Annotated in this window: 19 protein-coding genes; 10 read left to right on the top strand and 9 right to left on the bottom strand. The window is 67.4% G+C overall.

Features of this window, described 5'->3' with window-relative positions; genetic code table 11:
- Positions 1 to 82 precede the first annotated feature (82 nt).
- Positions 83 to 451 carry a DUF2946 domain-containing protein gene (locus QZM35_RS03075; RefSeq protein ID WP_089427976.1) on the bottom strand — a complete coding sequence of 123 codons (369 nt, stop codon included), beginning with the start codon at positions 449 to 451 and terminating at the stop codon, positions 83 to 85.
- Between the two features lie 155 nt (positions 452 to 606).
- Positions 607 to 1143 (bottom strand): cytochrome b, encoded by a 537-nt coding sequence (locus QZM35_RS03070; RefSeq protein WP_046549930.1) that lies wholly within the window; start codon positions 1141 to 1143, stop codon positions 607 to 609.
- 225 nt (positions 1144 to 1368) lie between these two features.
- Here QZM35_RS03070 and QZM35_RS03065 point away from each other — a divergent pair, with 225 nt between their 5' ends.
- Positions 1369 to 2007 (top strand): Pr6Pr family membrane protein, encoded by a 639-nt coding sequence (locus tag QZM35_RS03065; protein WP_301775370.1) that lies wholly within the window; start codon positions 1369 to 1371, stop codon positions 2005 to 2007.
- A gap of 48 nt (positions 2008 to 2055) precedes the next feature.
- Here QZM35_RS03065 and QZM35_RS03060 read toward each other — a convergent pair whose 3' ends face one another.
- On the bottom strand, positions 2056 to 2790 hold the full coding sequence (locus QZM35_RS03060) for a peptidoglycan DD-metalloendopeptidase family protein (protein WP_089427977.1): 735 nt from the start codon (positions 2788 to 2790) through the stop codon (positions 2056 to 2058).
- 424 nt (positions 2791 to 3214) lie between these two features.
- Between QZM35_RS03060 and QZM35_RS03055 the strand changes: the two genes are divergently transcribed.
- Entirely contained in the window at positions 3215 to 3535 is a 321-nt protein-coding gene (locus QZM35_RS03055; RefSeq protein ID WP_175237045.1) for a hypothetical protein, read from the top strand.
- Between the two features lie 123 nt (positions 3536 to 3658).
- Here the strand turns inward: QZM35_RS03055 and QZM35_RS03050 are convergent, their stop codons facing one another.
- The 4 genes from QZM35_RS03050 to QZM35_RS03035 all read right to left on the bottom strand — a co-directional run bounded on the left by QZM35_RS03050 (position 3659) and on the right by QZM35_RS03035 (position 7248).
- The gene (locus QZM35_RS03050) at positions 3659 to 4003 is read right to left on the bottom strand and encodes a DUF4148 domain-containing protein (RefSeq protein WP_043177725.1); all 345 of its coding nucleotides are present in this window, start codon (positions 4001 to 4003) and stop codon (positions 3659 to 3661) included.
- Positions 4004 to 4203: 200 nt separating this feature from the next.
- Positions 4204 to 5616 carry an NADP-dependent phosphogluconate dehydrogenase gene (gene gndA, locus QZM35_RS03045; protein ID WP_301775369.1) on the bottom strand — a complete coding sequence of 471 codons (1413 nt, stop codon included), beginning with the start codon at positions 5614 to 5616 and terminating at the stop codon, positions 4204 to 4206.
- Between the two features lie 97 nt (positions 5617 to 5713).
- The gene (locus tag QZM35_RS03040) at positions 5714 to 6355 is read right to left on the bottom strand and encodes a DUF938 domain-containing protein (RefSeq protein WP_301775368.1); all 642 of its coding nucleotides are present in this window, start codon (positions 6353 to 6355) and stop codon (positions 5714 to 5716) included.
- A complete protein-coding gene (locus tag QZM35_RS03035) occupies positions 6352 to 7248 on the bottom strand; it encodes an NAD-dependent protein deacetylase (protein ID WP_089432380.1) in 897 nt (298 codons plus the stop codon). Before QZM35_RS03035 ends, QZM35_RS03040 begins: the two co-directional genes overlap by 4 nt.
- A gap of 1032 nt (positions 7249 to 8280) precedes the next feature.
- Between QZM35_RS03035 and QZM35_RS03030 the strand changes: the two genes are divergently transcribed.
- Positions 8281 to 9012 carry a GNAT family N-acetyltransferase gene (locus QZM35_RS03030; protein WP_089427982.1) on the top strand — a complete coding sequence of 244 codons (732 nt, stop codon included), beginning with the start codon at positions 8281 to 8283 and terminating at the stop codon, positions 9010 to 9012.
- A 21-nt stretch (positions 9013 to 9033) separates the two neighbouring features.
- Here QZM35_RS03030 and QZM35_RS03025 read toward each other — a convergent pair whose 3' ends face one another.
- Positions 9034 to 9432 (bottom strand): lysozyme inhibitor LprI family protein, encoded by a 399-nt coding sequence (locus QZM35_RS03025; protein ID WP_089427983.1) that lies wholly within the window; start codon positions 9430 to 9432, stop codon positions 9034 to 9036.
- Between the two features lie 185 nt (positions 9433 to 9617).
- Here QZM35_RS03025 and QZM35_RS03020 point away from each other — a divergent pair, with 185 nt between their 5' ends.
- Entirely contained in the window at positions 9618 to 10577 is a 960-nt protein-coding gene (locus tag QZM35_RS03020; RefSeq protein WP_089427984.1) for an LLM class oxidoreductase, read from the top strand.
- A gap of 299 nt (positions 10578 to 10876) precedes the next feature.
- On the top strand, positions 10877 to 13369 hold the full coding sequence (locus QZM35_RS03015) for a mechanosensitive ion channel family protein (protein WP_301775367.1): 2493 nt from the start codon (positions 10877 to 10879) through the stop codon (positions 13367 to 13369).
- Between the two features lie 27 nt (positions 13370 to 13396).
- Here the strand turns inward: QZM35_RS03015 and QZM35_RS03010 are convergent, their stop codons facing one another.
- Positions 13397 to 14230 carry a CerR family C-terminal domain-containing protein gene (locus QZM35_RS03010; RefSeq protein ID WP_089432375.1) on the bottom strand — a complete coding sequence of 278 codons (834 nt, stop codon included), beginning with the start codon at positions 14228 to 14230 and terminating at the stop codon, positions 13397 to 13399.
- A gap of 92 nt (positions 14231 to 14322) precedes the next feature.
- On the opposite strand from QZM35_RS03010, the gene QZM35_RS03005 reads away from it, so the two are divergent.
- The 5 genes from QZM35_RS03005 to QZM35_RS02985 all read left to right on the top strand — a co-directional run bounded on the left by QZM35_RS03005 (position 14323) and on the right by QZM35_RS02985 (position 21056).
- On the top strand, positions 14323 to 15444 hold the full coding sequence (locus tag QZM35_RS03005) for an HlyD family secretion protein (RefSeq protein ID WP_301775366.1): 1122 nt from the start codon (positions 14323 to 14325) through the stop codon (positions 15442 to 15444).
- Entirely contained in the window at positions 15437 to 17023 is a 1587-nt protein-coding gene (locus QZM35_RS03000; RefSeq protein WP_301775365.1) for an MDR family MFS transporter, read from the top strand. The genes QZM35_RS03005 and QZM35_RS03000 overlap by 8 nt, the downstream gene beginning before the upstream one ends.
- A 13-nt stretch (positions 17024 to 17036) precedes the next feature.
- The gene (locus QZM35_RS02995; protein ID WP_301775364.1) at positions 17037 to 18524 is read left to right on the top strand and encodes an efflux transporter outer membrane subunit; all 1488 of its coding nucleotides are present in this window, start codon (positions 17037 to 17039) and stop codon (positions 18522 to 18524) included.
- A 307-nt stretch (positions 18525 to 18831) separates the two neighbouring features.
- Entirely contained in the window at positions 18832 to 20367 is a 1536-nt protein-coding gene (locus QZM35_RS02990; RefSeq protein ID WP_174971990.1) for a catalase, read from the top strand.
- 77 nt (positions 20368 to 20444) lie between these two features.
- Positions 20445 to 21056, top strand: a complete 612-nt coding sequence (locus QZM35_RS02985; protein ID WP_301775363.1) for an ankyrin repeat domain-containing protein — start codon at positions 20445 to 20447, stop codon at positions 21054 to 21056.
- Positions 21057 to 21176: the final 120 nt, after the last annotated feature.

Genomic DNA, 21176 nt, shown 5'->3' with positions numbered 1-21176 from the left:
GATCGAAAGCCCGAGTGACGCCCTCCACGCGGCCTCGACGGGCCGCACGGATATCGGCGATGAATGGAACGGAAACAGCGCGTCAGGCGCGCTCGGGCGGGGCGCGCGGGTACGCGCGCGGATAGCGGTCGGCGCGCGCCGCGACGGCAGGCGACGCGACGGCGGAAACGGAAACGACGGGAACGGAAGCGAGAGCCGCGGCGGCTGGCGCGCCGATCGCGGGGCTGTGCGCGAAGAAACCGCAATAGCCGCACGCATCGAGATGCAGCGCATGATCGTGCATGCGGTCGGCATCGGGCGATGGGTGCGCGCCATGCTCCGTACTGCAGACGATTGCGTCGGGCGTGGCCGCCTGCGCGACGCGCCACTGCGACACCAGCGGCGCCGCGATCGCGAACCAGATCGCGAGCACGCCAAGCCAGGCGGTCAGGTGACGATGTCGGTGCAGCATGCTCGGCAACGAGTAAGCGGAATGTAAAAACAGCCGAGATGTTACAGAATGTTCAACGCGATGGCCAGCGCGGATGGCGGTAAACGAACCGGGGGCACATGGTTGTCAACACAACCAAGCGCCCCCGCCTGCTGCATGCTTGCGGAACGTGGCGTTCAGGGCGCCATGCGCCGCAGCACGTCGTCGCGCCGGATGAAATGATGATAAAGCGCGGCCAGCGCGTGCAGGCCGATCACGAAGTAGAACGCGTTGCCGATCAGCTCGTGCGCTTCCTTGATCGTCGGCCGCAGCGCCTTGTCGGGGCCGAACAGCGTGAACGAGATGCCGAGCCAGTCGAGCGACACCGGCTTGCCGCCCAGGTTGATCATCATGATGCCGAGCAGCGGCTGCGCGATGATGAACACGTAGAGCGCGACATGCGCGAGCTTCGACAGCCAGCGCAGCAGCGCCGCTTGCGGAATGGCCTGCGGCACCCGGCTGACGGCTCGCCACAGCACGCGCAGCACCGACAGCACGAGCACGAGCGTGCCCGCGGTGAGATGCACGTTCATCCAGAACACCCGGCTGTCGCTGCCTTTCGGTCCGCGGATCTCGATGGCCAGGTAGGCCAGCGCCACCAGCAGGAAGACGGCCCAGTGGAAGAAGATCGCGGGCGAGCTGTAGCGCGTCTGTTTCGCGAGGATGTTTCTCATGCTTCGTCTCGTGTTGTATGCGGGGATGGGCGCATGCAGCCACCGGCCGGCGCCCGGCAAAACTGCCCCGATTGTAGCCGCACGGGCAACCGGTTTTGCACGACGCGCGCAAATATCCGACGAATCGTCCACGCACGCCGCGCAGCGCACCATATGGAAAGTCCGCATCGCGCGCCCGGACGGCTGTGGCACGATGAAGCTTTGGTGCGACGGCGCGCGGGCATCATGAGCAAGGCGTTCTTCGTTGCGGCCTATCGGCTGACCGCCGCGTTGCTCGCGGTATCCACCACGCTGCACAGCGTCGCCGACTACTGGCACCTGCCGGGCTTTCATCTCGGCAACTATCTCAGCTACTTCACGCAACTGAGCAGCCTCTACGCGGCCGCGATGCTCGCCGTCGGGCTCTGGCGCATCGCGCGCCCCAGCTCGGCCCGCTACGAATCGATGCGCGGCGCCGCAGTGCTGTATGTATTGATCACCGCAATCGTCTACGAACTCCTGCTCGCGCGGCTCGATGCGCTGCACCACGTCACGCCGGCGTTCAACAACTGGGTGCTGCACCGGATCGTGCCGCTCGTCGTGCTGTGCGACTGGCTGTATGTGGAGCCGCGCCTGCCGATCCCGCGGCGCAGCGCATTCGCGTGGCTCGGCTTCCCGATCGTCTATCTCAGCTATACGCTCGTGCGCGGCTCATTCGAGAACTGGTACCCCTACCCGTTCGTCGATCCGCGGCCGCACGGCTACCTGCCGGTCGCGATCCAGTGTTCGCTGATCGCGCTGGGCGCGGTGGCGCTCGCAATGGGTATTCGCTGGCTCGGCAATCACGCGAGACCGTCCGGTGCGGTGACGCTCAGGAAAGGATGAAGGCGGGAGCGTGTGCGCCGCCCGGCGCACACGGGATGAAGCGGGCGATCAGCCGCCGTTGCGCGGCAGGAAGTTCATCGGGTCGACGACCTTGCCGTTCTGGCGGACTTCGAACTCGAACGTCGAACGGCCGCTCGCGTCGGTGCCCATTTCGGCGACCGGCTGGCCCTGGCGCACCGCGTCGCCTTCGTTGACGAGCAGCTTGCCGTTGTGTCCGTAGGCCGTGATGAGCCCGTTCTCATGCTTCAGGATCACGAGCGGCCCGTAGGCCTTGACGCCGGATCCGGCGTATACCACGCGCCCGGCCGCCGCGGCCCGCACCGAATGGTCGGGCCCGGACGCAGCGATCACGAGGCCGCGCGTCTTGCCGGCCGAGAACGGCGTCGCCACGACACCGGTGGCCGGCCAGGCGAGCGAGCCCGGCTGCGCGGCCGCCGCGGGCGGCTGCCCGAGCGACGTCGCGGCAGGCGGCGGCGCGACGCGCAGCACCTGGCCGGGATACACGGCATCGGTCGGCGCCATGTGGTTCCAGCTGGCCACGTCCTGGACGCGCTGCCCATAGGCGTTCGCGACGCCCGCGAGCGTATCGCCCGGATTCACGCGGTAATAGCCGGCGATCACGCCCGGCGTCGCGGCCGACGTGGGTGCCGGCTGGCGCGCCGGCTGCCAGCTGTCGGTCCACGGCGTCATCGTGCAGCCCGTCAGCGCGATGGCTGCGGCAACGAGCGCCGCCTGCGGCAGCCAGCGCGTCAGCGCATCGTGGATGGGAATAGTTTCTCTCAAGGGTCCTCCCGGATTTGCGTCGTTGCGCCGCCTACCGCCCCCCGGCGCGCGACGCACGATGTCCGGCCGAACGGCCGGATCAACCAGTATCCGACCGCGCTCGCGGCCGTCAGTTTCCACAGCGGGACGTGGGTGCGAATGGGCTCACCGGCCCCTTTTTCGCGTCGTCCCGACCGGCAAAGATACCATTTGTGGCGGTCAAGGCCGCGTCAGGTGCCTGATCCGGCAACAATCTTGCGGCGTCGCACCGGCGTGCCGGTGGCCTGCAAGCCGCGCCGCGCGGGCCGTCGGGCGGGCTTTAGCGGCGCTTCCGCTCGCCGCGCCGCCCTTGCGGGCAGTCTCGATCCCGTCACATTCTCCCCGTCGTTCGCCACCTATACTCGGTGATGCACTGCGCGATCCAACGACAACGAGGAGCATGACAATGAACAACGCGACGTTTCTTTCCGTGCAGCTCAACGCCGACGACTTCTCCGGTTCCAGCGGCCTGGTCGAATTGCTCAACCGGCACCTGCTGTTCGCGACCGACGTCGCCGAGGCGGCCGATGCGCTCGTCCAGCTGGCGAGCGTCGCGCATATGACCGGCGCCCCGCGCCACAGCGTCGAGCTGCCGGTCCTCGCGATCGAGCGACTGCGCGATGCGCTCGACACGTTGAGCGGCTACGACGAAACGTGGCTGCAGGTGCTGGAACCGGCCGAAGCGCTGGTCCGGGATATCGGGCACCGCCGGCACGCGCTGCACTGAACTGAACTAGCGGCTGGCGCGATAGGCGCGCCGCCAATGAAAACAGCCCGCCGTTCCGCATGACGGAACGACGGGCTGTTTGTGCTTCCAGGGTCGGATCAGGCCGCCGAGGCGGCCGCACCATTAACGACCCTTGTAGATCGGGGCGTCGTCAGCGATACGCTTGACTTGCCAGCCGGTCTTGGCCTTGGCCGGCGCGCCGGATTCCTGCGCGGCAGCCGGTTGCGCGCCGTAGCCGGTCGTGTCGGCAGCGGCGACGTTCTGTTGCGGGTTCAGACGGGCTTCAGCAGCCTGGATGCCTTCCGGGTAGTTCGTACGGTCGCTGCCCAGCTTGTAGCCGGCCTGTTGCACGGCGACCAGGTCGGCCTTCACTTGTGCACGGGTGACGGGCGCGTTCTGTTGGGCGAACGAGACGGCGGGAACGGCGAGGACGGCAGCTGCGGCGAACGTTGCGATCAGCGATTTCATGATTACCTCCGGGATTTTTTTGCTCCGCCGCACACACCATGTCTGCAGCGATGGAACAGAGTTTAGTCCCGGCAACACCTAGGGAAAACCATGAAACGACGAAAACACTATTTCCCAGGAACCAACAATCCCGGCATCCGGTATCGAAAAACCCTATCGATAGAATAGATTTTCGCAACAATGCCGCCCTCGCCAGCCGGTTACGACCAGTTCGCGTGGAAGCTGCCCGGCTTGTCGGTACGCTCGAACGTGTGCGCGCCGAAGAAATCTCGCTGCGCCTGCACGAGGTTCGCCGGCAGCCGCTCGGAGCGGTAGCTGTCGAAATACGCGACCGCCGACGCGAACGCCGGTACCGGCACGCCGGCCTTCACCGCGGCGACCACGACGTCGCGCAGCGATGCCTGGTAATTCGCGGCGATGTCCTTGAAGTACGGATCGAGCAGCAGGTTCGCGAGCGCGGAATCCTTCGCGTACGCGTCCGTGATCTTCTGCAGGAAGCGCGCGCGGATGATGCAGCCTGCACGGAAGATCTTCGCGATCGTCCCGAGATCGAGGTTCCAGCCGTACTCTTCCGACGCCGTGCGCAGTTGCGCGAAGCCCTGCGCGTACGAGATCACCTTGCTCAGGTACAGCGCGCGGCGCACCGCTTCGACGAACGCGGCGCGATCGCCTTCGAACGGCGCGGCGTCCGGGCCCGACAGGACCTTGCTGGCCGCAACGCGCTCGGTCTTCAGCGACGACAGCACGCGCGCGAACACCGATTCGGTGATCAGCGGCAGCGGCACGCCGAGATCCAGCGCATTCTGGCTCGTCCACTTGCCGGTGCCCTTCTGCGCGGCGCGATCGAGGATCACGTCGACCAGGTGCTTGCCGGTTTCCTCGTCCTTCTTGCCGAAGATCTTCGACGTGATCTCCATCAGGTAGCTGTCGAGCTCGCCCTGGTTCCACTCGGTGTACACCGCGCCGAGTTCGTCGTTGGTCAGGCCCGCGACGTCCTTCAGCACCGCATAGCTTTCGGCGATCAGCTGCATGTCGCCGTATTCGATGCCGTTGTGGACCATCTTCACGTAATGGCCCGCACCGTCCGGGCCCATGTACGCGACGCACGGCTCGCCGTCCGACGGCGCCTTGGCGGCGATCTGCTTGAGGATCGGCTCGACGAGGTCGTATGCATCACGCTGGCCGCCGGGCATGATCGACGGGCCGCGCAGCGCGCCCTCTTCGCCCCCCGACACGCCCGTGCCGATGAAGTGCAGGCCCGATTGCGCGAGCTCCTGGTTGCGGCGGATCGTGTCGGTGAAGTGCGTATTGCCGCCGTCGATCAGCACGTCGCCCTTCTCGAGCAGCGGCTTGAGCGACGCGATCGTCGCATCGGTCGCTTCGCCGGCCTTCACCATCATCAGGATCCGGCGCGGCGTTTCGAGCGACGCGACGAACTCCTCGAGCGTATAGGTCGGCACCAGATTGCGGCCGGGGAATTCGGCGATCAGTTCGTCGGTTTTCTCGCGGCTGCGGTTGTACACCGACACCGCGTAACCGCGGCTCTCGATATTGAGTGCGAGATTGCGGCCCATCACCGCGAGCCCGATCACACCGATTGCTTGTTTGCCCATTAGTCAATTCTCCGGAAAAAACGGGGCGCGACCCGAGCCGGGTCGCGCGCACAGGCGAAAGGATAGTGGAAACCCGGCGGCGATGCGCGCTTGCCTGTCATTGCTCCGTGTACGGCAGCCGCCGGAACACGACGCTCAGGTTGTTCGCCGGCATCTCGACCACCTCGATGCAGTCGAGCCCGCGATCGAGGCCGAGCGCGACGACGGTCTCGAGATCGCGCACGCCCCACGACGGGTCGCGGCCGCGCAGTTGCAGGTCGAACGCTTCGTTCGACGGCGCCGTATGCCGGCCCTCGCGGCGATACGGCCCGTACAGGAACAGCACGCCGCCCGGCCGCAGCAGGCGCGACGCACCCGCGAACAGCGCGTCGGTGCAGGCCCACGGCGAGATGTGAATCATGTTGATGCAGACGATGGCATCGAGCGTGTCGACCGGCCACGACGCGTCGCGCACGTCGAACGCGAGCGGCCCGGCAACGTTGGCGAGGCCGGCATGGGCAACCCACGCGGCGATCGAGCGCCGCGCCTGCGCATCGGGATCGCTCGGCTGCCAGTGCAGGGCCGGCAGCGCCTGCGCGAAGTGGACCGCGTGCTGCCCCGTGCCGCTCGCGATTTCGAGCACGCGGCCGCTCACCGGCAGCACGCGGCGCAAGACGTCGAGGATCGGCCCGCGATTGCGTTCGGCCGCCGGCGCCGACAGCCGCGCGGACGGATCGGGCGAAGCGGTCGGATCGGTCACGATGCGTGCTCCCGTGCGTGGTTCGCGAGGCCCAGCCGCGCAGTCAGCGCGTCGAGCGCGGGTGCGCAGCGCGCCTCGACCTTCAGCGTCAGCATCGGATCGGCGCGCGTGTGGCCGAGATTGAGCGCGGCGACCGGCTTGTTCTGTGCCTGCGCCCACACGCAAAAGCGGTAGCCGGAATACACCATCAGCGACGAGCCGACGACCAGCAGCGCATCGGCCGCCTCGAGCGCCTGCGACGCGAGCGCCACGCGCTCGCGCGGCACGTTTTCGCCGAAGAACACGACCGCCGGCTTCAGCAGCCCGCCGCACGCGGGGCACGCCGGAATGCGGAACGTGTCGAGCGCGGCCCATTCGAGGTGCGCGTCGCCATCCGCGGCCGGCTCGGCCTGCGCGCCCAGCAGTTCGGGATTGTCGGCCTCGAGCATGACCTGGATCGTCGCGCGCGCATGATGCGCGCCGCAGCCGAGGCACGTGACGCCGTCGATTCCGCCATGCAGTTCAATCACGTCGCCGCTGCCCGCGCGCTGGTGCAGGCCGTCGACGTTCTGCGTGACAAGACGCTCGATCCGTCCCGCGCTGCCGAGCCGCGCCAGTGCCACGTGCGACCCGTTCGGCCGCGCGCGGCCGACGACGGGCCAGCCGATCATGCTGCGCGCCCAATAGCGCCGCCGCGCGGCATCGGAGCCGAGGAATTCGTGGAGCTGGATCGGCGGCGAGCGCATCCATTGGCCGTTGCGGTCGCGATAGCCGGGAATGCCGGAATCGGTGCTGATGCCCGCGCCGGTCAGCACCAGCAGGCGCGGATGACGCTCGACGAACGTGTGCAGCGCATCGAGTGCGGCCGGATCGACGTCGGCGGTTGAGGGATCGTTCTGAGCTGTGTCGTTCATGTTGGCAACGCGTGATCGGGCGGGTCGGCAAGCCGTGCGCCCGCACGGGCGGCCAGACACGCCAGCACATGATACAGAACGCCGCGCGATCGGGCCGATGGCCCGCGTCGCACATCGGCGCACAAAAAAAGACGCCCATCCGCCACTCGGCGATGGGCGCTTCAACAATTGATCCATCGGGGTAGTGGATCAACTGACAGCACAATTTCGCGGCGTCCGCCCTGCTGCGGCGGGTGAACGCTTCCCCTGGACTCCATGTGTTCCGCGATGCCGAATGCATCGATGCGCTGCTGGCTTTCCGGTGCGTTCCGGTTCGGCCCCGTCGCGCCGCCGCAATGCACGGCACGCACACGCCTACGCCGCACGACGACTTGCGTTGCGCGCGGCAGATTGACGATCCGGGATCCGGGCCGGGCCATCCGCAGGCATTCACGGTTCATCCCCGACGGCCGACTGGCACCAGTCGGCCTCGTGCGTCATGCCTGCACGTCGTCGTTCAGAACAAACCCGATTGCTCGGATGGAACGGAAAGCCGCGCGCTCACGTCGCCTCGATAAACGGCGAAGCGAATGGTCCGGCAGGTCGGCGATTCATGTTTGCAACACGACACGTTGCGATTCGGTCTGTTTTCATTCTCTTGTCCCCGTCTCCGATACGTCCGACCCACTGAAGCGATCGCCGGACCGACTGCGTCCGCGACCGCGCTCACGGCCTGCACAGATATGCAAGGAGCGCACCATGCTTCACGCCGCAAGGCCGCGCGGGTCAAAACGGGGCCATCGACGCGCATCGCGCACCGGCAAGCAGCGCGAACGTTTCGAAACTGAAACGCCTGCGGGATCGGCGGGCATCGGCCGGGCGAGCCGTCACGCCGCACCCGCCCGGCCCAGGCGGGCGGCGCGACGTTGCATCGGCGCGCGACCGCCGAACGGCTTACAATCGGCCCACAGTGCCGCATGAACCGGCGCGCGGCGCCGTCCTGGCCTTCCTCGCGCGGCACGCACCACCCGACCGGAGCCCACTACCCGACACATGCCTGACGCACACGACTGGCTGGATACCGACTACCGCACGCTGTTCCGCCTGCATCCGGATCGCCGGATCGAACGCGAGAACGATCCCGACTGCTCGCCCGGGCCGCGCTTCTGGCTCGGCCGAAGCGCCGACGGCAACCTGGCGGGCATACGCGCCGACGTGCCCACTGCTGTTGCAGACGAACTCGCGCACCTGGCCAGCAGCGAACCGCCGTTGGCGGACCGCATGCAGCCCGCGCACCTCGATCGCTATCTCGCGCTGCTCGCCCCTGTTCCGCACTGGAATATCGGCCTCGTCTACCCGCTGCCGCACGCACTCGGTTTCGACACCGACGCGCGCGTCGCGCTGATCGACGGCGACAGCGACGCGGGCCGGCATCTGCTGCACGCGCTGTCCACGCACGGGATGCCCGAAGGCCTGTACTCGATGGGATTTCGAAGCGCCGCCGATCTGTGGGCGCCGTGGTGCGCGGCCGTCGTCGATGGAGAAGTCGCGTCGGTCGCGTTTGCCGCGCGGCTGTCCGAAGCCGGTGCCGAACTCGGTCTCGCGACGGCCCCTGCATTTCGCGGGCGCGGGCTCGCGGCGGCGGTGACCGCGGCGTGGTCGCGGCTGCCGTCGCTTCAAACGCGCACGCTGTTCTACAGCACCGACAGCGACAACCGCGCGTCACGACGCGTGGCGTCGCGCCTCGGCCTCACGCTGCGCGGCACGACGCTGCGAGTGGCATAGCACTGGAGCCGGCGCGACCCCTCAACGAAAGGCGTCGATCACCTTGATGCGACGCTCGGTTTCGTTGACAAAGCAACTGTCGACCTCCACGAGCCCGAGCGTGCCGCCCGCATCGGGCTGCCGCGATTCGGCACACGTCGCGTCCCGCGCCTTGAGCCAGCGGCGCTCGTCGTTGCGCAGTCTCGCCTGCCCCTGCGCATCCAGGCTCGCCATCTTCGTCTTGTAGACCGCATTCAAGCGCTTGTCGGCTGCTTCGTATTTCAGTCCGAGGCAATTGCGGATGTCGGCCGTGTAGCCCGTTTCCTCGGCGGTCTTGCAAATAGCGGCGCGCTGCGCATCGTCCGCGAGCGCGTCCGACGCGACCGCGAACAGCATCGCGCTTGCCGCCAGACCGATCGCCATGTGTCGAAGCATATTCATGCGGATTTGTTGTCTTCAATGACGGAAGGCCCCGATTATGCCCGGCCCGCTGCCCGCATGCCCTGCGTTGCCTCGACGTCAACCGGTCACTGCGCATGCCATACCGGGCAACCGTCGTGCAAACACGCTAGCATTCGAACACGCAACGTCGCGCGTTCGCTTCGCGCTGCCTCCAAGGACTCGACATGACCACGCCCGCCCCTGCCCGCCCCGATGTCGCGCATCGCGTCTTTTCGGACGGACGGTTGTCGATCGGCCTCACGCTTCCGCTGCTTCGCACCGGCCATATCGTCGCCGACTTCGACGAGCAGCTCGAACTCGCGGCGCTGGCCGACGCGCTCGGCTTTCGCGCACTGTGGATTCGCGACGTGCCGCTGAACAGCGCCGACTACCCCGATCCGGTCGGCCACCTCGACCCGTGGGTCCTGCTCGGCGCACTGGCGGCACGCACGCGCCGGATCGCGCTCGCCAGCGGCGCGATCGTGCTGCCGCTGCGTCATCCGCTGCATATCGCGAAAGGCGCGCTGTCGGTCGCGACGCTGTCGGGCGGCCGCTTCATCCTCGGGCTCGGCTCCGGCGACCGGCCGCCTGAATATGCGGCGTTCGGCGTCGACGCAGAGACGCGGCGCGACCGCTACCGCGCCCACTGGGACGTCGTCGCGGCCGCGCTCGGCGTGCCATCGCGCGTGGTGCCCGACGAAGCGCCGCCCGATGCGCCCGAATTCACGCTGCTGCCGCGCGGCGCCGACGCCGTGCCGATGCTGGCGGTCGGCTCGGGCGGACAAAGTGTCGACTGGATCGCGCGGCACTCGCTCGGCTGGATGACGTACCACCGCGATCCGGACACGCAGCGCGCACGCCATTCGATGTGGCGCGCGGCGGTCGACCGGCTCGCGACGCCCGCCTTTCGCGCGTTCGGCGTATCGATGCGGCTCGACCTCGTCGCGGATCCCGATGCGCCGGCTACCGCATTGCCGCTCGGCTATGCAACCGGACGCCGCGCATTGATCGACATCCTGCGGGACATGCACGCCGCGGGCACGCACCACGTCACGCTGAATCCGGGCTCGGACCGGCCCGTGCGCGAAGTCATCGAGGAAATCGCGGAACACGTACTGCCGGTTTTTCACGACGAGCCCGCGTGATTCAGCAGGATTCCAGATTAATTCGACCCGGCGCGTGCGTGGCTCATCGTTGTCGACGAGCCGGCATTACAAATGTCTTACGCGTTGATCATTGAAACGCCCCAACCTGTCCGACGACCCGCGGTCCGCGTCGGACCCATGATTGCGCACACGCGCCGCAAACGCCCGCGCCGCGCCGGGTATGCCCGATTCGAATGATCGTCGACGGAACTATTCGGTTCCCATCGCAATCATGTTAACTTCCGTCCATCGTTCAGCCTGGCGGGCCGCGCGCCGATGCGCGCCCGCATGCCTACTCCATGCGACATTTCCTCCTCGGCTGGCTGCTGGCCGCCGTCGTCTCGGCCGCCCATGCGGCCGCTCCCGCCCCGGCCGCCGCGTCGGCCGCTTCCGCCACCGCGCCCGCGCTGACGCCGCAACAGGCGCAGCAGGCACTCAATGTGCTCGAAAATCCGCGCGATCGCGCGCAGGTCGAAACGACGCTGCGTGCGATCGCGGCCGTCGGCGCGTTGAGCGCGCCCGCGTTCGCGGCGAGCGATGCGGCTGCGGCCAGCGCCGCGTCGGCCGCCGCGGCCCCGGCGGCACTGACGTCGAACGGGCTCGCATCGATGCTCGTCCGGCAGGGATCGCGCTGGACCATCGAAATCGGCGGTGCGCTGAAGGAATCGCTGCACTCGCTGCTCGATGTCGGCTCGGTCGGCAGCTGGTGGCATGACAAGCTGGTGCGCGCCGACGAGCGCGCGGATCTTGCACACGCGCTGTGGATCATCATCGCCGTGCTCGTGCCCGCGCTCGTCGTCGAATGGTTCGCGAAGCGGCTGCTGCGACGTGCGCTGGCCGCAGTGGCCGCTCGGCGCGCCGACACGTCGCGCCGCACCGCGCCCGAGTCCGAGTCCGCGCCCGAGTCCGTTACACCCGACTCCGCGACGCTCGACGAAGACAACGCACCACCCGGCGCAGCCGCCCCGCCAGACGCTTCCAACGTCCCCGACGCCGCGCCCGCGTCGTCGCAAGGCCGCGGCCACGCGCGCCGCCACACCACGCTGCTGCACCGGATGCCGCGCGCGCTGGTCAGCCTTGCGTTACGGGCCGTACCGCTGCTCGTGTTCGTCGGCGTCGCGAGCCTGACGATGTCGGTGATCGGCGATGCGGGCGCCCCGGTCGAATCCGCGCTCGAAGCGCTGATCGACATCTACGTGATCTGCCGACTCGTCACGATCGTCAGCCGGCTGTTCTTCCAGCCCGATGCGCGGCAATTGCGGTTGCTGCACATCAGCGACGCATGGGCCGACTTCGCGCAACGCTCGATCGCGCGGATCGTGATCGTGGTCGGCGCCTGCACGGCCGCGGTCGAGATCGCCGCGAACTTCGGCCTCAGCGACGCCGGTCACGTCGCGCTGCTGAAAGCCGTCGCGCTCGTCGGGCACCTGATGGTCTCGGCGCTGATCCTCCAGTGCCGCCTGCCGGTCGCCGCGCGGATCCGCGCGGCCGGCGAGGATCGCCCGTCCTTCGCGATGATCGCCAACGCGCTCGCGGACGCATGGGCGCCCGTATCGGTCTTCATCGTGATGGCCCTGTGGTTCGTGTGGGCGCTCGACGTCCACAACGGCTACCGCGTGCTGATCACGCTCGGCGGCCACTCGATCGCCGTGATGATCGGCATGCGGATCGTGTCGATCGTCGTGTTCGGCGCGCTCGCGCGGCTGTTCCAGGGCCGCGACGAAGATCGCACGATCGTCCATGCGCACGCGTACCGCTACTACCCGCTGCTGCGCCAGATCGTGTCGGGCGCGATCGGCATCGTGACCATCGTGCTGCTGCTGCAAATCTGGGGCGTACCGATCTTCCGCGCGTTCGAGACCGGCACGATCGGCCACCGGCTCGCGTCGGCGCTGGTGACGATCGCCATCGCGGCCATCGTCGCGCTCGTCGTGTGGGAAGCCGCGAACATCGCCATCGAGCGCCGCCTGCAGCGCTGGACGCGCGAAGGCAATCTCATGCGCGCGGCGCGGCTGCGCACGCTGCTGCCGATGCTGCGCACACTGCTGTTCGTGATGATCGCGCTCGTCGTCGTGCTGACGGGCCTCAGCCAGCTCGGTGTGAACGTCGGCCCGCTGCTTGCCGGCGCCAGCATCTTCGGTGTCGCGCTCGGGTTCGGCTCGCAGAAGCTCGTGCAGGATTTCATCACCGGGATCTTCCTGCTGATGGAAAACGCGATGCAGGTGGGCGACTGGGTCACGCTCGCCGGCGTGTCGGGCACGGTCGAGTACCTGTCGATCCGCACCGTGCGGCTGCGCGCCGGCGACGGGTCGTTGTACACGATTCCGTTCAGCTCGGTGACGACCGTCAACAATACGAATCGCGGACTCGGCAACGCGGCCGTCAAGATCAGCATTGCCTACGGCGAGGATATCGATCGCGCGATCGCGACGCTGAAGGAGATCGGTGCGGCCTTGCGCGACGATCCGAAGTACCGCGACGGCATCCTGTCGGACTTCAGCTACTGGGGTATCGACCAGGTCGACGGCGCGACGCTCGCGCTGGCCGGACAGATGCAATGCACGGACTCGACGCGCTGGAGCGTACAGCGTGAATTCAACCGGCGGATCGCGGAGACGTTCCGCGAACGCGGCATCCGGATCGCCAATCCGCAGCGCAGCGTCGTTGCGTACGCGGACGGATCGCGGCCGGTGGTCGATGACGAAAACGGCACCCACGGCGACAGCAGCCATGCTGCCGAAGTGACGGCCCGGCCGCCGTCGCCGGCCGCACCGGAGCGCAAGCCGGGTTGACCGGCCGGGGCCGACGGCGCGCCGCGTTCAACGCGCGGCGGGCTTGCTCCCGCGCCGCGGGCCTTTCGCGGCGGGCGTCGACGCCCCGGCCTTCGCCGTACGTTTCGCCGTCGCACCCGGCTCCCGCTTCGAGCCGGCTTCAGATTCGGCGGCCAATACGTCACGCTGCACGTGCCATTGCTGGAGCAGCACCCGCGTCTGCTCGGCAATCGTGTCGATCAGCAATTCCGCGCGCTCGCCTTCGAATGCCTCCCATTCGAGCAACTGCAGCGCCGAACGCTGCGCGATGTGGAACACCGTGATCTGCCCGAACAGGCTCAGTGCACGCAGGCGCGTGACGGGATCGTTGGCCGGCCGCCCCGAGATGCGGCCGATCAGCTCGGCGCTCACGTCGTTCAGCGGCTTGCGCATGCGCTTCATCAGGATTTCGCTCGCGCTCGCCGGCTCCTGGCCGCCTTGCTCGCGTGCAAAGAACATCCGCTGGTTCATCGTCTTCGGCGCCGTGAACATCCGGTCCGACAGCGCGCGCAGCAGCCCGACGAACGCATCGATCAGCACGTCGACGTCCGCGTCCGCATCGAGCATCGCCCACGCATGGCCGACCGCCGGCGCGAACACTTCCCAGCCGTGCTCCGCGATCGTCTCCACGCACGCGCGGTACACGCCTTCCTTGTTCTCGAAGTAGTACTGGAGCGCCGGCGCGTTCACGCCGGCCATCGCGGCGATCTCGCGTGTCGACGCCCCCGCGAACCCGCGCTCGCCGAACAGTTCGATCGCCGCCTCGATGATCCGCTGGCGCGTTTCGTCGCCGCGGGCGTAGCCGCCCGCCGACGTACGGCGCAGCTTCTTCGCTTCGTTCATGCCTTCCTCGTCATTCGATCGACCGACATTCTACTTGACACAATTTTATCAACTGGAATAATTCTTCCACTTGGAATAAATTGGATGCCAGCATGTCGACGCCGCAAGACCCGCCACAGAAAGCAGATCGTCAGGAAAACGGAACAACCCCGCGCAACGGCAACGGATCGAAACGGCGCATCCTGCTCGTCGTCGCCGTGCTCGCGGCGATCGGCGGCGCCGTCTGGCTCGGCCGCTGGTGGACGGTCGGCCGCTTCATCGAAAGCACCAACGACGCGTACCTGCAGGCGGACAGCATGACCGCCGCGCCGAAGGTCGCCGGCTACGTGACCGATGTGTACGTGCGCGACAACCAGGCCGTGAAGGCCGGCGATCCGCTCGTGCGGCTCGACGTCCGCCAGTACCAGGTCGCGCTCGCGCAGTCGCTTGCGACCGTCGATGCGCGCCGCGCCGACATCGCACGCGCCGAGGCCGACATCCGCCAGCAGCACGCGAATCTCGAACAGGCCGACGCACAGGCGAAGGTGTCGCGCATCAATGCGCAGCACGCCAGCGACGAATACACGCGCTATGCGCCGCTCGCCGCGACCGGCGCGGAAACGCGCGAACGCGTGGCCGACCTGAAGAGCACGCGCGATCAGGCGGCCGCGACGCTCGCCGCGAACAATGCGTCGATCGCGGCCGCCCGCACGCAGATCGCGTCGTACACCGCGCAGCTCCAGCAGGCGCGCGCGCAGCTCGAAGCCGCGCAGGCCAGCGCCGCACAGGCGCAGCTCGACCTCGACAACACGATCGTGCGCAGCACCCTCGCCGGCCGCGTCGGCGATCGCACCGTGCGCGTCGGTCAATACGTGCAGCCCGGCACGCGCCTGCTGACCGTCGTGCCCGTCGACTCGATCTACCTCGTCGCGAACTTCAAGGAAACGCAGATCGGCAACATGCGCATCGGCCAGCCCGTCGAACTGCACGTCGACGCGCTGCCGGACGGCGCGCTGTCCGGCGTGGTCGACAGCTTCGCCCCCGGCACGGGCGCGCAATTCGCGCTGCTGCCGCCCGAGAACGCGACCGGCAACTTCACGAAGATCGTCCAGCGCGTGCCGGTGCGCATCCGCCTCGCCGCGGACGCCCGCGCGCAGCGCATGCTGCTGCCGGGGCTGTCGGTGACGGTCGACGTCGATACGCGCCCGGCCCGCGACGAGACGCATCATGGCTGAACCGTCCGCCACGATGCCCATGCCGCCGCACGAAGGCCGTGCGAGCGTGACCGACTGGATCGCGGTCGCGGCCGGCGCGCTCGGCGCGCTGATGGCGACCCTCGACATCTCGATCACGAACTCCGCGCTGCCGCAGATTCAGGGTGAAATCGGCGCGACCGGCACCGAAGGCACATGGATCTCGACCGGCTACCTGATGTCGGAGATCGTGATGATCCCGCTCGCCGCGTGGCTCACGCGCGTGTTCGGGCTGCGCAATTTCCTGCTGACGAACTCCGCGCTGTTCATTGCCTTCTCGATGATGTGCGGCTGGTCGCATTCGCTGCCGATGATGATCGCCGGCCGGATCGGCCAGGGCTTCACCGGCGGTGCGCTGATTCCGACTGCGCAAACCATCATCCGCACGCGGCTGCCGCTGTCGCAGTTGCCGGTCGGCATGACGCTGTTTGGCCTGATCGTGCTGCTCGGGCCGCTGTTCGGCCCCGTGCTCGGCGGCTGGCTCGCGGAGAACGTCAGCTGGAGCTGGTGCTTTTTCCTGAACCTGCCGGTGTGCCTGTTGCTGATGGCGTTGTTGATATTCGGGCTGCCGTCGGACCGCCCGCAATGGCATGCATTCCTGAACGCGGACTGGCTCGGGATCTTTGGTCTTGCGATCGGGCTGAGCTCGCTCACCGTCGTGCTCGAGGAAGGCCAGCGCGAGCGCTGGTTCGAATCGCAGATGATCGTCACGTTGAGCCTCGTGTCGCTTGCCGGAATGATCCTGATCGCGTTGTCGCAGATCTTTGCAAAGCGGCCGATCATGCGGCTGTCGCTGATGCGCAACCCGCGCTACGCGAGCGTGATCGTGATCGTGTCCGCGGTGGGCGCCGGGCTGTACGGCGTGTCCTACCTGCTGCCGCAGTTCCTTGCGATCGTCGCCGGCTACAACGCGGAACAGGCAGGCGCGATCATGCTGCTGTCGGGGTTGCCCGCCTTCCTCGTGATGCCGATCCTGCCGCGCCTGCTCGGCAAGGTCGATTTCCGCATCCTCGTGATCTCGGGGCTGCTGCTGTTCTGCCTGAGCTGCATGCTCGACATCAGCCTGACCGCGCAGAGCGTCGGCCACGACTTCGTCTGGTCGCAACTGATTCGCGGCGTCGCGCAGATGCTCGCGATGATGCCGCTGAACCAGGCCTCGATGGCGGCCGTCGCACGCGAAGACTCGGGCGATGCGGCCGGGCTCTACAACATGGCACGCAATCTCGGCGGCTCGATCGGGCTCGCGAGCATCGGCACCGTGATCGACCGGCGCACGACCTTCCATACGGCCGCGCTCCGCGAATCGGTGACGGCGAACTCGCTGATCGGGCAGGACCGGCTGTCGGCCTACGCGGCCAACTGGTTCTCGCACACCGGCGACCTCGCGTATTCGAACATGCGCGCGCTCGGACAGTTGGCGCAGCAGATCCAGATCCAGGCCGTCGTGATGACCTATTCCGAAACCTTTTATCTGCTGGGCCTCGCGCTGCTTGCCTGCGTGCCGCTCGCGCTGCTGCTGAGAACGCCGCGCGGGCCGCAGCCGATGTCGTCCGGCCACTGAACCGTCTTACGCGATGAAACCCTTCTCCCTGCCCCGCCGCCCCGCGCTCACGCTGTGCGCGGCCGCGTGCCTGCTCGCCGGCTGCACGGTCGGCCCCGACTATCGCGGCGCGCCCGCCGCACCGGATGCGCCGACCTTCGTGCGCGCGCCGGCCACCGGCGTCGACCCCGCGGCGCCCGCGCCGAGCGCATGGTGGCACGCGCTCAACGATCGCCAGCTCGACGACCTGATCACCGCCGCGCTCGCGTACAACCCCGATCTGCACGCGGCACAAGCCCGCTTGCGCGCATCACGCGCGCAGCTCTCGCAACAACGTGCGGCCCAGCTGCCGAAGTCGTCGGCCACCGTCGCCGCCATCCGCATGCGCGAGCCGGACGTGAGCGCGCTCGGTTCGCTGCTGCCGTCGAACGGTTCGAGTCAATCGGGCGGCACCTCGCCGTCGCTGGGTGGCTCGGGCCCGCTGCAGCTCTATTCGGCAGGCTTCGACGCAACCTGGGAAATCGACCTGTTCGGCGGCACGCGCCGCGCGGTCGAAGCGGCATCTGCGCAAGCGGAAGCGGTCGACGCCGATCTCGCCGACACGCAGGTGTCGATCGCTGCCGAAGTCGCCAACGCGTACATCGACCTGCGCGATCAACAGCAGCGGCTTGCGCTGTCGCGGCGCACTGCCGAACTGCAGCAGAAGATGCTCGAACTCACGCAGCAGCGTCGCGCGCGTGGCGTTGCCGCCGATGCCGACATCGAACGCCTGACGACGCAAGTCGAAAACACGCGTGCATCGCTGATCCCGCTCGACGCGCAGGTGACGGAATCGCTCGACCGGCTCGCGATCCTGACGGGCCGCGCGCCCGGTGCGCTCGACGCCGCACTGTCGACATCGGATGCGCCGCTGCCGACGCTGCCCGGCAGCGTCGCGATCGGCGATCCGGCCACGCTACTGAAACAGCGCCCCGACATTCGCGCGGCCGAGCGCCGGCTCGCATCGAGCAATGCGCAGATCGGCGAGCACGTCGCCGATTATTTCCCGAAGGTGACGCTGCTCGGCGATCTCGGCTTCAGCGCGACGGACCCGGGCCACCTGTTCCGCAAGCAGAACTTCACCTGGGTCGGCGCGCCGTATCTGCAATGGAACATTCTCGACTTCGGGCGTACGCGCGGTGCGGTGCGCGCGGCCGAAGCATCGCGAGACGAGGCGGAAGCGAATTATCGGAAGGCGGTGCTGGGGGCCTTGCAGGACGCCAACACGGCATTGCAACGTTACGGGCACCAGCGCGAGCATGTCGTTGCGCTCACCAAGGTGCAGACGTCGGCCGTGCATTCCCGGTCGCTGATGGACGAGCGCTATCGCGCGGGCGTCGCATCGATGATCGACCTGCTCGATACGCAACGCGAAGCGTTGGCCGCGCAGCAGAACGTGATCGCCGGGCAGGCCGAGCTGATCAAGGACTACGTGTCGTTGCAGAAGAACCTCGGGCTCGGGTGGCAGGCAGGCGCGGGTTGATGCCGGGTTGATCGGTGCCGCACAGCCAGGTTTGTCGAGACTGCGGCGGCGCCGATGCTCTAGATGTGGATCGCAAGTCCAACGCGGCCGCGTTCGATGCTTGTGGATCGCTTCACGGCGCGTGACGCAACAACTCATTGCGCACGCAACAATATTCATCGCCTGCGCCGATGAGAACCGCACCCATGCCGCATCGACGCCGTCGCTATCGGAAACATATCGAATATCAATTAGCCAATCGTCTGACGATCTCTTCTAATTCAGTCGGCTTCCCCACCACCGATCGGATTCAAGGAGTTCCATCGTCATGTCCTCATCCTCCCATCGCGTGCTGAGACACGCAGTCGCCGCGATCTGCGTTGCACTTTCCGCGTCCCCCCATGCCGCCGAACTCACGCGAGACACGGGCGCCCCCGTCGGCGACAACGAGAATTCGCAGACGGCCGGCCCTGCCGGCCCCGTGCTCCTGCAAGACTCCGCTCTCATCGAGAAACTGCAGCGCTTCGATCGCGAACGCATTCCGGAACGGGTCGTGCATGCACGCGGCACCGGCGCATTCGGCGAGTTCGTGCCGACCGCCGACATCTCGAACCTGACGAAAGCGAAGGTCTTCACACCCGGCACCCGCACGCCCGTGTTCGTGCGCTTCTCCACCGTGATGGGCTATCGCGGCTCGCCTGAACAGGCGCGCGATCCGCGCGGTTTCGCGGTGAAGTTCTATACGCAACAGGGCAACTGGGACATGGTCGGCATCAACTGGCCCGTGTTCTTCATTCGCGACGGCATCAAGTTCCCCGACTTCGTTCACGCGAACAAGCCGAGCGCCGTGACCGGCGTGCAGGATCCGAACCTCGCATTCGACTTCTTCGCGCACACACCTGAAGCGACGAACATGCTGACGATGCTATACACGAATGCGGGCATGCCCGATTCGTATCGTCACATGGACGGCTTCGCGGTGCACGCGTTCAAGTTCGTCAATGCGCACGGCGACGTGCACTACGTAAAGTTCCACTGGAAGAGCCAGCAAGGCGTGCACGGCCTGCGTCCGCAAGACATCAATGCATCGATCGGGCGCGACTGGAACATGATGACGAACGACCTGTACGGCGCGCTGAAGCAAGGCGACTTCCCGAAGTGGGATCTGTACGTGCAGGTGCTCACGCCGCAGGACCTGAACCGTTTCGACTTCGATGCGCTGGACGACACGAAGGTATGGACGGGCGTGCCCGAGCGCAAGATCGGCACGATGACGCTGAACCGCGTGCCCGACAACTACTTCCAGTCGACCGAGGAATCGGCGTTCGCGCCGTCGCGACTCGTGCCCGGCATCGAGCCGTCAGAAGACCGCATGCTGCAGGACCGGCTGTTCGCGTACGCCGACACGCAGATGTACCGGCTCGGCGCGAACTACATGGACCTGCCGATCAACCGGCCCGTCGTGCCGGTGGTCAACAACAACCAGGACGGCAAGATGAACGCCGGCGACCGCAAGGGCGAGGTGAACTACGAACCGTCGACGCTGCATGAACTCGCGCCGGATCCGCAATACAAGTCCGTGCGCATGACGCTAAACGGAACGACGCAGCAGGAAGCGATCCACAAGAAGCTGCGGTTCCGTCAGGCGGGCGAGTACTACCGCAGCCTGTCGCTGCAGGACAGGGACGACCTGATCACCGCGCTGTCCGGCGATCTCGGCAAGGTGACGAACGCGCACAACCAGTACGCGATGCTGTCGTACTTCTACAAGGCCGATGCCGACTACGGCACGCGTCTCGCGCAGGCCGTGCACGCCGACGTCGGGCAAGTGCAGGCGCTCGCCGCGAAGCTGAACGAGAACTGATCCCGCGACTCCGGTCGCCGTCGACGTGCGGGGTTGCGCCGCGCACGTCGACCTCACCCACCCATCAGGACATTCTCATGCAATCCGAACGCCTGACGCGCGCGATCCGCTCCACCGCAACAGTTCTGGCGCTGGCCGCGCTCGCCGGTTGCGCGCACCTTCCCGACCAGCCGGCGTATGCGCCGGCCGACCCTGCCGCGCTGCGCCGCTACGACGGCGACTGGTTCGACGCTGCCCGTGTCGGACGAGTCGACATCCTGCGCGCATTGCACGACGCCGGCTATCCCGTCGATGCCACCGACAGCCATGGCTTTACGGCCGTGATACTCGCGTCCTACGACGGCCAGCCCACCGCGCTCGACTACCTGCTGTCGGCCGGCGCAAACGCATGCGCCGGCGACCGCCACGGAAACACGGCGCTGATGGGTGCCCTCTTCAAGAACGAACCCGACATCGCGCGGCGCCTGATCGATACGCCATGCCCGATCGACCAGACGAACGGCGCCGGGGAAACCGCGCTGGGATTCGCCACGCTGTTCAATCGCTTCGACCTGATTCCACTCCTCGTCGCGCGTGGCGCGAATCCGAATCATGTCGATCGGCGCGGTCAGTCGCTGCTGCAGCTCGCGCGGTCGCACGACAACACGGAAGCCGTGGACGCGCTGCGGCATGCAGGTGCGCGGCAGTAGCTTCATGCCCTGCTTCCTGATGCCCGCGTGCTCGCCTTGCTTCACCGCGACCCAGCGATTCGAGTCACGCCTCGAACACGATCGGCGAATTGCGCCCATTACGCATCAAACCGGAAATGA

It is taken from the genome of Burkholderia sp. AU45274, assembly GCF_030482505.1.
Lineage (GTDB): Bacteria > Pseudomonadota > Gammaproteobacteria > Burkholderiales > Burkholderiaceae > Burkholderia.
This window is presented reverse-complemented; position numbering and strand designations above follow the sequence as displayed.